At 48.1% G+C, this 19,535-nt stretch carries 11 protein-coding genes; 2 read left to right on the top strand and 9 right to left on the bottom strand.

Annotated elements, in window-relative coordinates; genetic code table 11:
- Window positions 1–129 precede the first annotated feature (129 nt).
- Together ACFQ3J_RS15190 and ACFQ3J_RS15195 are read right to left on the bottom strand one after the other, a co-directional pair.
- Window positions 130–6,744, bottom strand: a complete 6,615-nt coding sequence (locus ACFQ3J_RS15190; RefSeq protein WP_251582478.1) for an S-layer homology domain-containing protein — start codon at window positions 6,742–6,744, stop codon at window positions 130–132.
- A 242-nt stretch (window positions 6,745–6,986) separates the two neighbouring features.
- Window positions 6,987–7,250 (bottom strand): winged helix-turn-helix domain-containing protein, encoded by a 264-nt coding sequence (locus ACFQ3J_RS15195; protein ID WP_311286630.1) that lies wholly within the window; start codon window positions 7,248–7,250, stop codon window positions 6,987–6,989.
- Between the two features lie 111 nt (window positions 7,251–7,361).
- Between ACFQ3J_RS15195 and ACFQ3J_RS15200 the strand changes: the two genes are divergently transcribed.
- The gene (locus tag ACFQ3J_RS15200; protein WP_251582481.1) at window positions 7,362–8,579 is read left to right on the top strand and encodes a GAF domain-containing sensor histidine kinase; all 1,218 of its coding nucleotides are present in this window, start codon (window positions 7,362–7,364) and stop codon (window positions 8,577–8,579) included.
- 68 nt (window positions 8,580–8,647) lie between these two features.
- Here the strand turns inward: ACFQ3J_RS15200 and ACFQ3J_RS15205 are convergent, their stop codons facing one another.
- From ACFQ3J_RS15205 to ACFQ3J_RS15225, 5 genes are all read right to left on the bottom strand, one after another.
- Complete coding sequence (locus tag ACFQ3J_RS15205; RefSeq protein ID WP_091160314.1) at window positions 8,648–9,037, bottom strand: MerR family transcriptional regulator; 390 nt, start codon at window positions 9,035–9,037, stop codon at window positions 8,648–8,650.
- Window positions 9,038–9,074: 37 nt separating this feature from the next.
- Window positions 9,075–10,061: an aldo/keto reductase gene (locus ACFQ3J_RS15210; protein ID WP_251582773.1), complete on the bottom strand. Its 987-nt coding sequence runs from the start codon at window positions 10,059–10,061 to the stop codon at window positions 9,075–9,077.
- A gap of 146 nt (window positions 10,062–10,207) precedes the next feature.
- Window positions 10,208–11,089 carry a radical SAM/SPASM domain-containing protein gene (locus ACFQ3J_RS15215; protein ID WP_170862555.1) on the bottom strand — a complete coding sequence of 294 codons (882 nt, stop codon included), beginning with the start codon at window positions 11,087–11,089 and terminating at the stop codon, window positions 10,208–10,210.
- Window positions 11,090–11,130: 41 nt separating this feature from the next.
- Complete coding sequence (locus tag ACFQ3J_RS15220; RefSeq protein ID WP_251582482.1) at window positions 11,131–11,796, bottom strand: YkyA family protein; 666 nt, start codon at window positions 11,794–11,796, stop codon at window positions 11,131–11,133.
- A gap of 20 nt (window positions 11,797–11,816) precedes the next feature.
- Window positions 11,817–12,725, bottom strand: a complete 909-nt coding sequence (locus ACFQ3J_RS15225) for a polysaccharide deacetylase family protein (protein WP_251582483.1) — start codon at window positions 12,723–12,725, stop codon at window positions 11,817–11,819.
- A gap of 145 nt (window positions 12,726–12,870) precedes the next feature.
- Between ACFQ3J_RS15225 and ACFQ3J_RS15230 the strand changes: the two genes are divergently transcribed.
- The gene (locus ACFQ3J_RS15230) at window positions 12,871–13,896 is read left to right on the top strand and encodes a serine hydrolase domain-containing protein (protein ID WP_170862536.1); all 1,026 of its coding nucleotides are present in this window, start codon (window positions 12,871–12,873) and stop codon (window positions 13,894–13,896) included.
- A gap of 68 nt (window positions 13,897–13,964) precedes the next feature.
- Here the strand turns inward: ACFQ3J_RS15230 and ACFQ3J_RS15235 are convergent, their stop codons facing one another.
- Both ACFQ3J_RS15235 and ACFQ3J_RS15240 read right to left on the bottom strand, forming a co-directional pair.
- Window positions 13,965–14,633 (bottom strand): DUF975 family protein, encoded by a 669-nt coding sequence (locus tag ACFQ3J_RS15235; RefSeq protein ID WP_251582484.1) that lies wholly within the window; start codon window positions 14,631–14,633, stop codon window positions 13,965–13,967.
- A gap of 127 nt (window positions 14,634–14,760) precedes the next feature.
- On the bottom strand, window positions 14,761–19,503 hold the full coding sequence (locus tag ACFQ3J_RS15240) for an S-layer homology domain-containing protein (protein ID WP_251582485.1): 4,743 nt from the start codon (window positions 19,501–19,503) through the stop codon (window positions 14,761–14,763).
- Window positions 19,504–19,535: the final 32 nt, after the last annotated feature.

Consider the following 19,535-nt stretch of genomic DNA (forward strand, 5'->3'; position numbering starts at 1 on the left):
AGATAACAATCTTCCATCGTATTCGAAAAACAATTGCTTATCCCCTGCCTGATCATATGCGCATAAAAGAACCCCGGCTTATGTCGTTACACAAGCCGGGGGTAGTAACTAACTTCATTCTAGCACAACTTATTGATTCAAAATGTTAGCCAGGTTATACATCATTTGTGCACTTTCGGCACGAGTACCCACGCCAAGCGGCCTGAACTCATCTGCCGAGAAGCCGGTCACCATACCTAACGTATGGGCAGCTTTGATTGCTTGTACGGCCCATTGAGGAGAAGCCTTCAGATCTGTATAGCCAGTATCGCCTGATTCTGGCTTTTCACCTGCTTGGTACGTATATGCACGAACGATCATAGCAGCCATCTCCTGACGAGTAATCCTCTGCCCAGGAGCAAATGAACCATCTGCATAGCCCTGTACGATCCCTGCTTTCGCTGCCAAGCCTACTTCATCTGCAAACCATTGATCTGAGGATACATCTGTAAAGTCTTCTTGCGCTTCTCCTTCAAGATCTAGCAATCTTGCCAGCATGGCTGCAAATTCAGCTCTAGTAACTGTACGATTCGGCTCGAAGCGTTCCATGGTCGTGCCTTCGACAATCTGCCTTGCCGCAAGCTGTTTCACAGCCGATTCCGCCCAATGGCCTGCAGACAGGTCAGCAAACGATTTATTATACTCCATCGCTGCGTAGAAGCTGAAATGATTCAGCTCTGCTGTAACCCAGCCATTCCGAACCGTTCCGCCTATATAAGTTATAGAACCGTTGCTCTCTCCGTAGTATATTCCGGTTAAAGCAGGATCAGCTCCTTCCGGAACAGGAAGTGAAATAACGATAGGCTTCTCAAATTCATTGATCGTTATTACTTCACCGTTACTTGGCTCTAGGGACAGCGTGAGGTCTAATGCTGCTCCCACTTGAAGAGCGGCTGCGTACCGGTCTTCTGCCTGACTTAGCCAGGAGGAGACATCGGCATCATTAGCAGCTGCTGCTCTCAGTACTATGGTGCTGTCTGCCAGCTGTTCATCTGATGCCAGATCAGCAAACCTCCGCAGTACTTCCGATGGAATCGCAACCCTTACGTTATTGGCCTGAACCGTGATTGTCTTACCTTCGGCAAGCTCGGCTGCCTTGCCCGGTATCACAAGCTCAGTGAATGCATTGTTGCCCATTGAGAATTGAATATGCCCCTCTGAGCCAAGTGCATTCAGATCTTCCTCTGACACAATAAGGCGACCCGGTGTATCGCTTGCCTCACCTTCACCGCTGCCATTACTGTTTCCATTATCTTCATTGCTTCCATTATCGCTGTTGTCATCATCAGGGTCTGACGCTTCTACACGCAAAGCTTGAGACGCAGACTCGTCTCCATATACCGCCGTAATCACTGTCTCGCCCGTGCGATGCGTACGGATAACACCATTCGCATCAATTCCAGCCACATTTTTGTTGCTGCTGCTGAATGTCACGCCTTCAGTGACCGCCGATTCAGTGCCATCACTGTAATAACCATTGACGACAGCCCTTGCTGTGTCATTCAGTTCAAGCTTCAATGGAATGCCTGTAAGCTCAATCCTTTCTAATTGAACTGCAGGCTTGTCCTCGTCAAGCACCGTGAGGGTGAATGCATTGCTAAACTCCCCATACACCGCTGAAATGACCGTTACACCTTCACGTAATGCAGTAATGGTGCCTTCGGAATCGATTGCCGCCACCGTTTCCTCGCTGCTCGTATATTGCACGCCTTCGGTCAGAGGGTGCAAGCTGTTATCCGTATAGACAGCTTGCGTAACTGTTGCCGAAGTTTCACCAACATGGAGCTGTTCCGGACCGGAGATTTGGATGTAGGCAAGTTCAGGCTCTACCTGCTCTTCATTGACCTGCAAATTATATTCATCGGTCAGCCCGGCATATTCTGCCTTAATCTGGACCGTGCCTTCTGCAAGTGCTGATACTACTCCAAGCTCGTCCACCTCAGCTATAGTTGGATCCGTGCTTTGGTATAGAACGCCTTCCGTTATCGGCATGCGCTCTCCAGAAGCATAGACAGCTTCGACTACCGTCGTATCTGTTTCTCCAGGCTTCAGCCATGGTTTCCCTTTTAGCTCGATAGCCACCGGCGCTTCCGACTCGGTAATATGAAGTCTAATATCACCAAATCGATTCGGTGAGGACTTGCTTGTTGCACGAATGACAACCTCTCCACTCTTTATTCCTTTCACAACGCCGCTTTCGGAGACCTCAACTAATCCATCTAATCCTTCTTCCGACTGTTCTTCGGATGGTTCCGAAACGGACCATTCCATATCTTCAGGCAGCATGCCGCTGACACCGAGCTGTAATTCTTCGCCTACTTGAATTTCACTTGTAGGAGCTTCTACAGTATGCGTAGGATTCTCAAGTACAGCTTTATCCACTAATTCGCCATCGACCGTTTTGGTTGTTACCGTCAGCGTATCTCCGTCCACTTCAACGGAGGAGTACATTTGTATCTTTTTATCTACGACAACATTTTGGAAATCCCGCACGGTTCGCTCATAAAACTTCGGACCGGTGGAACCCGGAATAATATACGTCGTACCCTCACGCTCACCTACAATTTCCTGGTTATTCAGCGGATAAGTACGTAAATAAATATGATCATGCCCGTTCATGACCAGGTCCACATTATATTTGTCAAACACCGGAGTCCACGCAGTACGTACATTCTCTGTATCGTAAATGCTCGCATACGGACCGCGGTGGAAGAAGACAAGCTTCCATTGCTTATCCGTATTCTCCAGATCGGCCTCAAGCCATGCCCTCTGCTCTTCAATATCATATTCACTGTTCAGTACAGAGATATGCATATTTTTATAGTCGAAGGAGTAGTTTGTTCCCTTCTGATTCTCGGTACCATTCAGCGGATGGTTGAAATGCGCGAGGAAATCCCCGTTCTTCTTCGTACCTGTGACTTCATGGTTACCTACCAGGGTAACAGCTGTAAGATTCATCAGCTCTTCTTGGACTACAGAGAACCACCAATTCCATTCCTGCTCCTTGAAGCCATTGTCGACCATATCCCCTACATGAACCATAAATTCGGCATCCGGGTGCTCCGCATTAGCGGCATCCATCGTACGGCCCCACAGCTCAAAGCCCGCAAGATCAGCAGCCTGCGAATCCCCGAAAACTAGGAACTTTGTATAATCGCCTGTATCCGGCGCTGTTGTAAAGGAGCCTTGCTCGCTGTAATGCTCCGCACCATCGCCTACACGATATATGTAAGCTGTTCCTGGCTTCAGCCCGTCTGCATTCGCTTTATGAACACGAATGGTGCCAATGTCCTGTGTATTAAACAGTTTACTATCGCCGTTCAAACGGATAACGCCCGGCTGATCAAAGCCTGCAAAGCCGGCCTCTTCTGCGATTTCTACAACCGTTTCATTTACACTTGGATGTGTGTGCCAGTTAAAGCTGCGCGAGGTGGTCGGGTCCTCACCCATGCCGACCGTAATATTGTAAGGTGTTTCCGTACCTGCAAGCGCAGAGGTAGTAAATTCCGAAACCAGACTGTGCTGCTGATCTTTAATCGCCTGCACATCATAACTCTTCAACGCTTCCGTGAGCTGACCTGTACGAAGCTGACCTGATGCATCTGTAACGAGCGTCCCGTCCCCGACTTCAGCTCCATCTGCAAACAGCTTGGCGCCTTCTACCGGATTGCCATTCTCATCGGTTACTGAATAGGTGGTAACATAATTTTGCGCGATATTTTCGTCCCATTGAAGTAACAGCTCATGCTTGATCTCGGACTTCAAGGACGCTCCCCGATAAGATTTCGGCTCAGTCGAATCAATCAGATCGAGCTCGGATGAACGGAAAGCAATTTGATTCATTCCGGAGGCTGTGCCTTTCACGGTATACGTAATTTGAGCGACGATATCTTCATCAGTGAGAGAAGCCGACTCCAGACCGCTGAACTGCAAGCGAGCGACGCCTGTCTCAGTGTCAACGGAGTGAGTTAACTGCGATTCCGTCAGCTTATCTCCTTTCTGTACAGAGATGTCTTTAACGAATGCTGTATCGAATCCCAGCTCAAGATGACCGCCGATCAGCTGATCCACTTGGTCAGCGGAAATATTAACTGTATAAGTATGTCCCGCATATACCTGCTCTGGCGTAGTATAACGGAACTTGGGAGCTCCTGTATCTACAGTGAAATTCCATTCCTTAATTGTCTGATTACCGGAAAGATCGCGGACGGCAAGCTTCACCGTATGATAACCGTCCTCGAGCGGTAGCTGCGGCGTATAGCTGATACTGCCTTCCGGCGGATACAGCGTATGCGCTACTTGCTCACCGTCGATATACATCCGGATCTTGTCCGGATCAATAAGGGTCGTTCCGGGGTGAACCTCTGCATCCCAGCCGGCGTCAGCCGCATGTGCGCGAATGACCGGTGTGCCTGTTGTTACCGTTGTATCTTCAGCTGGGGATAAATCCGTGATGACCGGCGGCTCGTGATCCTCGTCAAGCGGGCCGTAAATGGCCCGGATTTGGTCAATATAGATTGCACCTGCCGTCTTATTGTTATTGTTGGTCTCCATGTAGCGTACCGGCAAGTCCATGGTGAGCGGTGTTGTTTTCCCTGCCGGCACAGTGGCCTCAACATACTTCCAGCCTGTCCAATCCACACCATTATCGGCACCTGTAAAATCAATGGCAAAGTCCGCATTGTTGCCGTCACGTACTTGTGCCCGCAGCCAGTGCTTTTGCCCGTCGCCATATACCCACATTCCAATCTTCTGCGGGTATCCGGGAATTTGAATATTTTCTGCTTTGCTGTTCGCGGATACATAAGCTCCCGATGTACCTATCTTACCGACAAAATCATAGGAGAGCTTAATCGAACCGTCCCCCGAACGGATGTAATCCGGGTCGGTATTCAAATCAACCTCGACCGAATTATATGCCGCTCCACTGGCTTTATAGTTCTCGATGCTCTCGAACTCTTCGAGCACAACCGGCGGTACCCCTACATTAACCTCCATCGAGGTCTCGATGCCTTTGTAGCTGGCAGTAATAGTACCGGATTGGCCGCCCTCATTCGTCGAATGAAACACGCCCTTGTCATCAATGGTGCCAATATTACCTTCTACTCGCCACTCCAATACATCATTGCTTAATTGAATGACTTGACCGTCCCGCAGTGCCGTTACCGTTAGCGTCTCATTAACGCCGGTATTATACGTCTTTATATCATCCGGAAACTGCAGCTCCGTAATCTGATCCACAATCTCCACTTCTGCCGTACCTTCAAGACCGCCTGCAGATGCGACAACCTGACCCGCTGCGGCATTTTGTCCTGCAATGAATTCCCCGTCTTCTGAAATAGTCCCCAAATCAGGGGATACCGACCAGGTGATAGCGCCTTCGTGATCAGCAGGATGACCTGCCCGATCAACCGCTGCGGCTGCAAATTTGTAAGAAGAACCCGCCAATACGCGTTCCTCACCCGGGGTTATAGCCAGCCTCGATGCAGCTTCCTCCGGCGCCGTGTTCACGAGCAGCAGGCCGTTGCCCGTTGCACGCTCACCACCGTCAGATCCACGGTTCAGCATCTGCACATCCGATGTGCCCGGCATCCGGGCCACGAATGTAGAAGAACCGCCTCCATCCAGATTCATAGCGTCTACAACGCCAATATCAGCCAGAATATTAGCAAGCTCCTCTGTAGTCACGCCTTCGCTGAACCCCGGTGCGCGTCCGTCGATCTCAAACAGCACGATGGAGCCATCAGCCTTCGTTCCAATAGCCGTACGCGGATGCACGCCCTCTGGACCCACGCCAGATTGTACAACACGGTCCTCTACCAGTGGTCCCTGGCCGCTGATGACCATGCTTGCATCCTGCCATTCACCATCCAGCTGGAAGCTGGCCGTCAGTTCATCGCCTGCTGCCAGAGAGCTGACAATCGACAACTTCGTTCCGGATGCAGACAAGACAACGGTGCCTTCAGCAAGCGGTGCGTCACCTTGGTTCGCCCGAACCTCCAGCACCTTCAGCTTCATGGTTTGTCCACTTTTCACATCCCCTTCCAGCACCTGCAGCACAACCTCGGTGCCCGATGCGTTTGTTTTCGTGGATGTATAAAAGTCCGGTGTATATAGAGTCAGATGATTGCTCTCTCTGTAACGATTTATGCTCGTCAGATTGGTCTGGGTGCCGTCAATAGTCACCGACATTGTCAGCTTAGGCTTACCGTAAACCGACGTACCGTCCTCCTTGAGCCCAAAGGCAAAAGAGCTTGAACCGCTGTTCAAGATGCGGCCCTGATCAACAAACAGGCCATTCGGTACCCCTGTTCCGTAGCCTGATAGGTCATAGAAGTCGCCGTTAATGCCAGCGATTACACGGTTGCCCGGAGCATCTGTATGCTCGGCCATTTCCGACACGCCTTCCATTCCATATACGTATCCACCTTTTGTTCCTGCACGCAGGTCCAACTGGGGTGAATCCGGATTAAATTCGACAAAATGCATTTTTTCGAGACCTCGATCGATCTCCATGTCATACCAAGTGTACTCTGCGCCTGGGGCGAGCTCTGTCTTTCTTACATCCACAACACGGCCGAACGCCGTATCCGGTGCTTCTGACATCGCTGCATAAACACTGCCCAGCGGCTGCAGCACGAACAGTACTGCCAGCAGAAAGGCAAGAAAAGCTTGTCCCGATCTGTGATACCAACGAATCATCATTTTTTTCTCCTCTCCCTGATGTTGTATATTATTTATTCGCTCTACCAAATTGTAGTAATGAATTGTTAACTTAACTATTGAACTTTGTAACCTCGGCCGCTTAGAAATATAAAAGGTATTCGGAAAGCCGCCTTGGACGACAATCAGAATACCTAATCTACTAAACTGACAATGAATTAGACTGAGTAATCAGTGAGCTCTCATTGACATTTTTGGAATTCGTCGTTAACGTAAGCCGAAGATTAATCGTCGTCGAAGCTTGCGCTGATTACCGAGTCGAGTGCCTCTGGAGATGCCGAGTTAAACCATATCGACCTGGATTGATAGTTCTTCTCTGTAACACCGCCGATCTTCTTCTCCTCCACGAGGTCAAGTAATCCACCTTCGTACAGCTTGGTAATGTGATAATGCATGTTCCCGCCCGACTCGCCCAGTAGATCAAGTAGATCAGAACAGGAAAAATTTGTAAACAGGCATTTTAGAAAAATAACATTAGCCCCTTCAATCCGTGTTCGCCCCCTTTTATTCTAAGACAATACAAACTATTATAATGGTTAGGGCTTAATATAATTTGAGAATCTACGCAAAGGTCCTCAATTAGGAGGAATCAGGCAGTCATGTTAAAAACAGAGTATATTGACGTTCTCTCAGTGATCTCACATAAGCTGTATGATTCTGCTGCGAATGTCATGAATACAGCGAGCAAGCTCATACCCGCTAACACGTTTTGTATAGCTAACCTGGATCATCTTTCTACGAAGGTGCTCAAGTCGTTTAATCGCGACAAGCTTATTCTAGAAGAAGGGCTGGTCGTCGATAATGCAGAATCATATTGTGCACTCGTTACCGAACATGCTCAGGGGCCGCTCATTATTGATAACAATCTGACCCATCCCTTAACTAAGGATATGGATGCGACTCGATTCGTTGGAGGCTGTTCGTTCATAGGAGTTCCTATACGTAATGAGAAGGGGGAATTCTATGGCTCCCTCTGTTCCTTTGACCATGGATTTTACCGCTATCAGGAGCGAGATGTCGATCTACTTCTCTCCTTGTCTTCCTTCTATACGGATCTACTTGAGCTTGAGTCCACCATTGATCGGTTACAGATGGCCGAGCAAGCTGCCGTACAAGTTCTTGATAATAAAAAAAATCTCCTGGCCGTGCTCAGTCATGAAATCCGTACGCCTATGAATGGGGTGCTGGGTATGGCCGACTTGCTCAGATCTACCGAACTTAATGAGGAACAAGCACTATATGTAAATGTTATCGAGGAGAGCGGCAACCATCTATTGAACATGATGGATCAGATTCTGGAGTATTCCAAGATGGAAGCCGGCATGATTACAGTAGAGAATCACCCTTTCCAATTAAGTGAAGTGGTTGAGCATGTGATACAGCTGTTCACTCCCGAAGCACAGAAGAAGGGCATCCGATTGTATGCTGAATACCATGTAAGTCAGGATTTGACACTCCATGGTGACATTCAAAAAACACGTCAAATCTTGATTAACCTGCTTGGAAATGCAATCAAGTTCACTGAGCAAGGTGAAGTCGGCATATCCGTACAATTAGAGGATGCTGCAGAGAATACCATGAATGTGTGTTTTGAAGTAAGAGATACTGGGGTTGGCATCCCCGCGGATCGAATAGATCTTCTCTTCAAGTCCTTCTCCCAAATTCATAGTAACCCAAATAAATTCAGAGGTGCAGGACTTGGGCTCTCCATCTGCAAGCACCTTGCTGAATTAATGAGCGGAACGGTCTGGCTTGAAGAAACGAGTGAGCGCGGAAGCCGGTTTATATTTAAATTTTGCAGCTGCACTGCCTCATAAGACATATTTCACCATAAACAAAGAGCAGCCGCCATAGCGTGCTGCTCCTCCAACATATAAGTATGAATTTATACCTCGCCGGATCGATTCAACCTCTGCTCTTTCTTCAGGATGGTCTCCTCATATCTGGATATTTTATCATCCAGCCGTTCCAGCAATTGTGTCATTTCTTCTAATTTCGTATGAAGCTGCATACGCTGTTCAATCAACAATTTTTTTCTGGACTCCAGGGTTCCATCTCCCTGCTGGAATAGACCGACATATTCAATCAACGTTTCAACCGGAAGCCCTGAACCACGCATACATTTAATAAATTCCACCCATTTGCAATCTTCTGCTGTGTAGTCTCTGATTCCGCTCTTATTACGGTTTACAGGCGGAATAAGTCCTACTCGTTCATAGTAACGAAGGGTATCCGGTGTTAATTTGAACTTTTCACTCACCTCTGCGATCAGCACGCAGCCTCACCTCCCCTCATGATAGTCAAGATCATACTCAGCGGGAGAGTGCACCTACCACCGGATGTGGAACATACGGCTCTTCGAGTGCCGTTATTTCCTCAGGTGTCAATTTAACGGATAATGCGGCAGCCGCATTTTCAAGATGGGATATTTTCGTCGCACCGATGATCGGTGCCGTCACTGGTTCTTTTTGCAGGAGCCAGGCAAGAGCAATTTGCGCACGAGGTACCCCGTGATTCTCTGCGATCGCTGCAAGCTGATCTACGATCAAGCGATCCTTATCCGCCATGGGATCATATTTTGACTTCGCCGTTTGATCTGTCTCGGAGCGATGCGTGGTCTCCTCCCAATCTCGCGTCAATCTTCCCCCGGCAAGCGGGCTGTATGGGATCACACCGATCTTTTCTTCCCGGCACAGTGGCAGCATCTCACGCTCCTCTTCCCGATAGATCAGATTCAAGTGGTTCTGCATGGACACAAAGCGGGTCCACCCGTTTCGCTCCGCAACATTCAGCGCTTTCAAGAACTGCCATGCATACATGGCCGAAGCCCCAATGTACCTTGCTTTGCCCGCCTTCACCACATCATGTAGTGCCTCCATTGTTTCTTCAATAGGTGTCTCGTAGTCCCAGCGGTGAATTTGGTACAGGTCTACATAATCAGTTCCCAGCCTTTTGAGACTTTTATCAATCTCACTCATAATCGCCTTCCGGGAAAGCCCTGCGCCATTCGGACCTTGATGCATGCGAAAATGCACCTTTGTCGCAAGAACAATTTCATCTCGATTGGCATAATCCTTCAGCGCTCTGCCCACAATTTCCTCGCTTGTCCCATCCGAGTAAACATTGGCTGTATCAAAGAAATTAATGCCCAGCTCAAGCGCTTTTTTAATCACCGGACGGCTGTTTTCTTCATTAAGTACCCATGGGTGAATCCAGCGGTCTGCTTCTCCAAAGCCCATGCAGCCAAGACAAAGCCGGGATACATCCAAACCGGTATTTCCAAGCTTTACGTATTCCATTTCCATTCTGTAAGCACCTCAGTTTCCATTAATGTTATCAGCACAGCTGATCCCTGTTATTATCACACTTGGAGTTAACTCCAAGTCAACAGATAATTTAAAAGGTAGCTCATTAATGAGGGTACTTTCCTATATAACTAGGTGATTTACGCACCTGCACCGAATCTTTTGCGATACCCGCACTTACGGCACAGCTCCTCCACTGCTTCCCGCCGTGAGAAGCCATAGAACAGGTTGTTTGCTCGCTCACCCTCCACAATCTCGGAGAAAGGAGTACTGTGGATATTTCCCAGATTAATGACACCTTCCCCGTCCAGACAGCAAGGGATAACTGTGCCATCTACCAATACTCCGGCTTGTGTTCTAAGCCCATGACAGAAGCCTTTGCCATCATCCTCTTCGGCAGCTAGAGACGGCCATTCAAACTCATGATCCTGGTTCAAGTATATATTGTGGGCAATCTTAACCCCGCTGCCGGGCGTCACCTTCTCCTCAATCTTGAAGTCCAGCTGGAACTCTCTCTCCAACACTTCAAGAGTTTCCCGATTACGCTGCTTCTCTAGATTGGTCATGTTATCTTGCGTCAAATTCCATAACCGGAAGGATACAATAATATCCTGCTTAACCGCTTCTCGCACAAACGAAATAATATGAGCAAGATACCCCTCCCGATTGGTCGACCCTTCATGACCGTCAAAGCTGTGCAGCGAAAAATTCATCTGCCTTACTGCAGGCTTCCCAATAATCCGATGCTTCGCCTTCTCGATCAGCGTTCCATTTGTCGTCATGTTCACTTTGAACCCCTTGGCATATGCAGCATCTAGCAGCTGATCGAGCTTCGGGTGAAGCAGCGGCTCGCCTTTGACATGCAAATAGATGTGGTTCGTATGAGGTTTAATCTGATCCAAAATATTATTAAAGGTATCCAAATGCATAAACTTGGCCTGACGGCTTGTCTGCGGACAGAAGCTGCAGGCGAGATTACAGATGCTAGTGATTTCAACATATACCTTCTTGAATGTCTTCAACACGAACGTTCTCCATTCTTTGTAAGATCTACTCTACCAGTTTACAGCAATGCCTTGATCTCTGCTACAAAAGCCTGGTGCTTATTATTGAACGTCTTTGTCGCCTCGTTAAATTCATTCTTAATCTCATTCACTTCGACAAATACGAGATTGCGTTCAGCCACCTTTGCTTTGAGTTCAGTGATCGAGAGAAGGCTTCCCTTCTCTTTCAGCAGAGTGTACAGCTCGGTTTCTGTCTGGAGAGCCGATTCATATCGGGTGTACAGCTGATCAAAAATACGCTGTCGAGCTTGATAGTCTGCCCATAGCTCCTCCGCCTGAAGGGACATCCCTTCGCTGACCTTGCTGTCTCTAAAGACAGACAGTTCTTCTTCCCAGCGCTCGCTCTGGATCTTCGCAGCATCCATAATGGATTTGGAAGCATCGAGCAGGTCCGCACGCTCCTTCACATGAATTTGTGCGTTGTCCAATAGCTCTGTGAGCTCTTCATTATCTTCTCTGCCTTGTTCCAGAATCGCTTCATAGAGCACCATATCCTCCTCTTCAAGCGCTGCAAGCTGGTTCAGATCGGAATGCATCTGATTCTCGGTTTGTACCGTCGTCTCTATTGCATTCACAATATTCACCGCTTCCTCCCTGCTGCAGGCCGTCAATACGGTGATGCTCACCAATAATACAATGAGCTTTCTTATTCGACTCTTTGCCATACCTGTCTTCCTCTCTATATTCATAGCCTTGTATCGTGTGAAAAATTCATCACAAAGTGCTGCTCAGGATTGTAAGCCTCAATCTTATACCCCTTTCTCTTCAAATATTGAATGATCGCAGGCAGCGCTTCGAGTGTCTGCTCCTTCTCATGGAATAGAATAACTTCCACATCCCGGTGCACATCCTTCTTAACATTCCTTATAATCTGCTTCGGCTTGCCCGGCAAATCCCAGTCAAGTGAGTCAATCGTCCAGTCCCACAGCTTGTAGCCGGAATCTGCAATATCTTCACGAAAATCCTCGCCAATCTGTGGTGAGCTTCCAAAAGGAGCACGTACCAGCTCCGGAGAATAGCCTGTGATCTCCTGAATTATAAGCTGCTCTTCATTCACCTCATCCAGGAAATTCTCAGAGCCGCCGCTCTTATATAAATGATGATAATTATGACTCATCGTGTGCATTCCCGGATAATGTCCTTCCTCCGTTATCCGTTTCACTGCGTCCGGACATTTATGTATTTCAGAACCGATCATAAAAAACGTCGCCTCCACATCGTGCTGCTGCAGGACATCCAGAATAGCGCCCGTATATTTACTCGGCCCATCATCAAATGTCATATAAGCTGTCTTCTCTACATTTCCTTTATAGATGACAGGCAGCTTCTTCTCGGCCTTAACTACTGTAAATCCCCCAAGCAGGCTTGGTTGTTCTATCTCGGTCTGGAAGCCCTCATGCTGCCCGAAGAGGCTTGTATCGATATTGCCAAAATTCCAAATCAGTATAATCGCACCCGCCATGACAAATGAAGCGATTAAGCTGCGGTAAAGTCTCTTCATTTTACGATTTGCTCTGCGATTTGTACTCCTATTGGATCTGCTATTTGTACGGTATGCGGTTCTACGGCTTGCTTGTCTTCGATCTCTTCTCAAACGGTGTCACTTCTTTCAATTGATTCTCTTTCTATTATTTAGGTTAAAATAAATAGCCTCGACTTGAATGACAACCAGGTAACAATAGAATAAAATAATCTTAACTATAACGATTCCTAATATATCCAAAGGAGCGATGCTCCACTTGAGTCCATTTCTATCACTTACCATTCAAAATTTCATAGACTCTTGTCTGGAAAGCTACTATGCCAAGCACAAAGAGGCCGTGCTCGTGATCGGCACTGTCTATCGTAATGAAAGACGCGTATATGGAATCGGTGATTTGAGTCCCTATCCTACGTCCGAATATAGCAGACTGATCTATGAAATCGGCTCAATTACCAAGCTGTTCACGGCGTCTCTATTGGCCCAGCTGCATTACGACGGCTTCCTGACGATCGAGGAATCCCTTGGACAATATGTCCCCCTGCTCCCGCCCGACTCACCGGTTAAATTCAAACATCTTGCGACACATACCTCGGGTCTGCCGTCACGAAGCATCCTTAGGGAAACAAAAAATTTATTCGATACCAGGAATAACCGTGATCCCTACTCTGCATTCAGCTTATCCGAAGCAGCGTTCTATTTGCGCAATATTTCAGATAGGGAGGCCGGTACCAAATATCAATATTCCAACGCTGGAATGGGACTGCTGGGACATGTGCTAGCAACAGAGCTGCAGACAACTTATGAACTGGCCGTGCAGGATGGAATTACAATTCCACTGCAAATGCCGGACACCGCAATCCATCTCCCTTCCGAAGCACGGGAGAGGCTTGTTCCTGGGTATGCCGGCCGCCGCAGAGCAGCGGAGCTTGTACTTCAAGATTTCCCAGGCACCGGTGCGTTCCGCTCTAGCATTAGCGATCTGTTAACTTTTCTATCCGTTCATATGGGATTGCACCCGGACAAGGAAATGAGCAGCATTTATTCTATTACCCAGCAATTACATTTTCAAAAAAATGATACGTTTGGCGTCGGACTGGGCTGGTTTCACGAGCTCAAAGATAACCTCATCTGGCATAATGGCGGTACACATGGCTATATGAGCTTTATGGGCTTTCTTCCTGGACAAGATATCGGTGTTGTCGTGCTGTCTAACAAGCGCACATCCTCCTTCGCAACCAATCCAACCCACATCGGAATGGAACTACTGAGGAGGATAAAATAAAAAAGCTGGTGCTGCTCTTCAAGAAGATAGAGAGAGGGCACCAGCTTATTGTATTTTGACTTGCTATGCTATGATGCGGGCTGCTTGTTAATTCTCCTGAGCTCATCGTAAAAGGCCGCTTGCGCAGCTGAAAAGTATGGACCCACAAACAGCCAGGCAAGACCGAGCGAAGCTGCGGTGAGAACGCCCCAGCCAAGGAAGCTGAGCAGGAATACTAAATAATTCCACTTGTATCCGTCCATTAATCTTTTGCTCTCTGTGATTGCCTGTAGAGCCGAGTATTCAGGGTGATCCTGCAAGATATAAGGCGTCTGTGAGTAGGAGAACAGCTTAATGATGCCGGGAACAACGAGTAGCAGGGTCCACATCAGCAGCAAAAAACAAGCTGTGATCGCAGTCCATATGAGCTTCAATACCTTCTCTCCATCCCTGTATACCTCGAATAGCTCCGTCAGCCATGGATCATAACTGCGAACAAGATCCAGATAGAACCAAAATACGGAGGTTAAGAGCGGGATGATAACAATGCCCAAGAGAAGATTAAGATCATTAAATTCGAAGACAGATTCCTCCCACACCTTCCATCGTTCATAACCACCGCTGCTCCGGATGTCAAAGATAAGTGGGATGATGAGCGTGAGAATTCCTATAAGTACGGTCAGTATGAGGACACGCCACCAGGTTCCTTGGAGGGAGCTTATCGCCCGGCGCTTCGTATCCAGGATCGAAATGTTCATAATGGAGTGCCTCTCCCTTTTTATCATCTGAAATATCACCATATTCATCCCGTATATTATAAACCGCCCCATTAGAAAAAGGACAGTACAACCGCACTGTCCTCTTCCTTATTGTAATGGATATGAATTAACTCTGAGTATAGACTAGAAGATCGAGCATCCGGTTGACTACGGCAGCACTTTCCGCTCTGGTCGCTGATCTGGATGGGTCGAAGTGATCTGTTCGATCGCCGTATAATACACCGAGCCTGCTCAGTTCTTCTACTGCTTCCTTGGCCCAGTCATGAACCATTTCGTTGTCCAAGTAGGTTAATGAACGATCAGAGCTTGTCGGTTCATAGGCTGCGAACTGCATTGCACGATAAGTCATTGCGGCTATCTCTTCACGTGTAACTTGCTGATTTGGCCTAAAGGTGCCGTCCGAATAGCCTGTTATCAGCCCTGCATTTGCTGCTGACTGAATGCTATGTGCATACCATGCACTATTCGGTACATCACTGTAGATCATAGCCTCCGGTGTAACAGCTAACCCTAGTGCTCGAACCAGCAGTGCAGCATATTCAGCACGAGTAATTGCTGTATTCGGGTCGTATACTCCTGCAGCTGTTCCGGAAACAATCATCTTGTCCGCCAGCTGCTCCACATTAGAACGTGCCCAGTGATCGTTCATATCTCCAAAGGTCACATGATGCTCCAGCAGCAGATAGGTACTATTTGAACGGCTGAATATCTCGGCTTCATTTCCGCTTATTTGGAACGGCACCGGATGTAGTCTGTCCGCATTCACTTCATCTTGAGCACGTACAGCTGCCATGTGTTCTAATTTACTGAGCTCATAAGAAGTTAGCGTTATGGTTCTTCGTATATACTGATCAAACTCGGTCAATTCATAGACCTGCCCCTCTGCTGAGTATGCAGCTACAGAATAATTGACAGCGGCAAGTGGAGAATAACCCTTTAGACTTGCCAGCTCGATGGCAGCCCGATCCTTCGTTAAGGCGAACCTCAGCTCAAACTCCCCGGCTCCGGCTCCAAGCTCAGCTCTGATCTGAGACAGGTCAATCTCTTCTATTGGAAGCTCGTAGCTGCCAAAGGACACGCTGATCTGAATTGTCAGATTCGCTTTGTGCTGGAGCAACAGCTCCACAGCTTCCGGCACAAGCGAGATTTGCGCAGAATCATAGTCCTCATCCATGTCGAGTTTAATCCGCAGCACTCCATCCTGCATACCGGATAAGGCTGATGTAATTTGCTCTCCGGTAACCACACCCTCAGCAATCCTCATCTCACTGGTAGTATTCAGCACGCCTTCTACCGTTATCGTTCCGTGTTCTGCCTCAGGTGGTTGGATGGGCTTTGGATTATCGACAGGCGGGTTCGTTCCACTGCTAGGCGGATTGCCCGAATCTGTGCCTGGATCTGTACCCGGATCTGGATTCCCTGGCGTTTCCTCACTGCCCGCTGCCAAGATATCAATCTGGGCCATGACGGGATCGTGATCTGACACTCTTCCGCTTGCTTCTGTAAAATCAGCATTCAAATGAATGACGTCAGTCTGTGTGTGCTCCGTTAAATTTTTGCTCACCAGAATATGATCAAGCACCTGTGAATTCCCATCATACGTGTAGGTGTACCGTTCTCCGGCAGGCAAGGTATCGATCAGATTATCCAGCTCGTCTCCTCTCAGGATGTCTGCCGTCTCCGTGAACTGGAAATCATTCAAGTCCCCTAGCACAATGACGTTTGCTTCTTTATTTAACGCTTCATTTCCCTGTATGATGTCCTTCACAAAACCGTTCACGACCGCAGCAATTTCGTGCCGCTGCGCTTCACTAGTCAGGACCGGAGGCTGAACATTTCCGAATGGGCCGTTGTCACCTGATTTGGAATTGAAATGATTGGCGATAACGATGACCTTCTCCCCATTAAATTCAAACTGGGCAGCAAGCGGCTTTCGTGATTCCAGAAAAGCATCATGCTGAGGCTCGATTCGACCGGGATTTACACTAAGTTGATCCTGATTAGCATCATACGTCACCGCCTCGGTGGAGCTTCCCTTTCTCTCTTCTATACTATCTGCTAACGTTACACGCTCAGGATTATAGAGAAAGCCTACCCGAATATTTCCTCCTGGAGCTCCACCGTCTTCATTGTTGACCGGAGCAATATCCGTAAATGCATATTCGGGTCCGCCATTAGCGATGATTGCATCAATTAGTACCTGATAGCTGTCGTCCGCTTCAACGATGCCATTATCTGTCTGACCGTTATGATCCTGTACTTCTACAAGTCCAATAATATCTGGGAGCTTCATGTTCGAAGTGATGGAGGCTGCAAGCTTCGTGATCTTGCTGCTGCCTACACCCGGATAGAAGTTCTCAATATTATAACTGGCTACGATCAATTGATCCTCGTCAGGTACAATTTCAGTTGTTTCTTGCCCATAAGAAGAAGGCAGAAGTGCAGGCAATGCATCCTTGGCAGGCATCACTTTGAAGTTACCTGCATTATAACCAATCACACCCGTTACATCTCCTGCAAACTGATTCCCTGTACGAACATCTTGATTCAGAGCCATCGAAGCAATCAGAAGCCGCTGTGGGTTCAGATTACCCTCCTGCTTCAGAACAAGACCGCCTGCCGGCGTAAGGACTTCCGCTTCTCCATTATCAATGCGTGTTGGAATATTCACGATCTGACTGCTTGTCCACGTTGGACTAATTACAGTTGGGGACGGTAATACAACCCTCATGCCTTCCAGCGATTCGTAGAAGTCGATTGCATCCTCTTCCGGATCAAAGACCGTAAACCCGTCATTATCAATCACATCGGAAGGAATAACCCGGCCGTTCTTGCCAAGAAGGATTGGAGCAGGCAGCCCGGTCTCTCCTACTTTAATAATGGATGTCGGTACAATTTGTGTTGTCGTTAAATTACTGCTGCTTCCTTCGTTATACTCTGCCACTGTACCGCTGATCGTTACAATATCTTCAACCTCTGGCTTCAAGTCGAGATTGGTACTATACACGTAAATGCTCTCGGAAGTATCCGGATCATCATCCGGCTCCAGATCCTGAATGTAGAATCCTTGATAACTTCCATCACTGAATCGGTACCCCAATTGTGTAACGACACCCTCAATATCACTCACATGCTGATCAAGATAAGGAGAGGTATGCCCTGCTCCCTGGATATCATGAATGCGCGGCTGTTCGGTAGCCTCATAGGAGAAGGTATATACTTCACTTGTATCACTGCCCGATACAGCCATGACTTTGATCACTGTATCGACATGGATCGTAATCGGTGCTTCATAATGCGTGCTTGATGTCGTCGGATCGCTGCCGTCCAGGGTGTAATATATGTCCGCACCGGCTGTTGGAGAAGACAAAGTAACCTGCTGACCAATAACGATCTTACCCTCTGCCGGGCTGGCATGAACCGACAATAGATCTTCAATCAAAGACTGTTCATTCAGCGGTATAAGCTGATAGACATCTCTGTATTGCTCAATGACACCAATCATCTTATCAAAGGACTTGCCGGCTGCTAATCCTGGAAGATTCGAATAAATCGTAAATTCGTTTCCGCCTTGTTCAGCTATCCAGCTGCTGCCTGACTTCTCGCGTATATACACGTTTTCCAAATATACAAGCTTCGCCTCATGCTGCTCACCTGAATCGGAAGCGAGATCTGCCCCTGTCACCTGCACCGGGGAAGGCACTCCCACATTATTCTCTACCAAGGTATAAGGGAGCCCCTGTGAAGGCGCTATCTCCTGCAGATTGTTATAGATATCCATGACGCCGCTGACACGGACCCGATCTCCTGCTTGTGCAAAGCTTGGGAAGCCATACAAGACGATGGCAGCCGTCTCATCCTGCACATACATCTTGCTGCCATTCACATGAGTAACGATACCGGAGATCATGACCTGCTCGCCTTGTGCAGCAAGTCTTGCCTCAGCGATGGTCATTTGCGGAAGCAAATCGTAGGAATAAATAGAGGTTTCACTACGCTCCAGCCCATCCTTCTCAGCGTAAGTATGGATCGTCAAGGGTTCATTAAGCAGAATCGGACCGTTAACCAGCTGGTAGCCGCTGCTTACTCCATCGGAACCATAGACATCTGCGTATACAGAAGCCCCTGCCGTTGCCGAGCTCAAATGAATCTCGGTTCCCTGTGGATAAGCGCCTTGCTCGGGACTCACTGTCACCTCTGCGGTCTTCGTTTCAGGCTGACCATAGGAGGAGTTTCGTGGATCTGGGGATGCTACGCTGAAGTCCTCTGCATTGTTATCCGTATCCAGTCCCCTGCTGCCTGGATCTGCTCCGGGTGCTGCCAGACGAACAGCTGCCGTGGAATTGGTCAGGACTGGGGCAGCAGTACTACCTTCGTATTCATTGGCATTTCCATAGCCGATTAGATCTACGAGTTCTTCCCCAAGAAATAATCCTACCTTGCCGTTTGTACCGCTTAAGTTAATGGCTCCTGTCTGATCAGGTGCCGGAAGAGCAGCTGTCCCGCCGTTTCCTTTGGCCTGCTGAATCAGATAATACGAGTAAGGACGAATAGCTCCATTCAGCTCGGTCGGAATGATTGTCCCAAAATCGCCTGTTGCGCTGGCATACTTTACGGTATACCCTGTGAGATCTACAGCTTCTCCCGTCGGATTATAGAGCTCGATGAAGTCATGCGTATAGGTTGCACCTGAGTTGCCTCCCCCTCCATAGACCTGACTGATGACGATCTGATTCCCCTCTGGGGATGCATACGCCGTATACATGGATGGATTCCAAAGACCCGCTAAGATTGTTATTACGAGTACCAAGCTCCATACTTTCAGCGGACGTCTTGTCCTTTTGCTCATTCGCAATCTCTCCTATCTTGATAATATGTAGT

It is taken from the genome of Paenibacillus provencensis (assembly GCF_042678545.1).
Classification (GTDB): Bacteria; Bacillota; Bacilli; order Paenibacillales; family Paenibacillaceae; genus Paenibacillus; species Paenibacillus provencensis.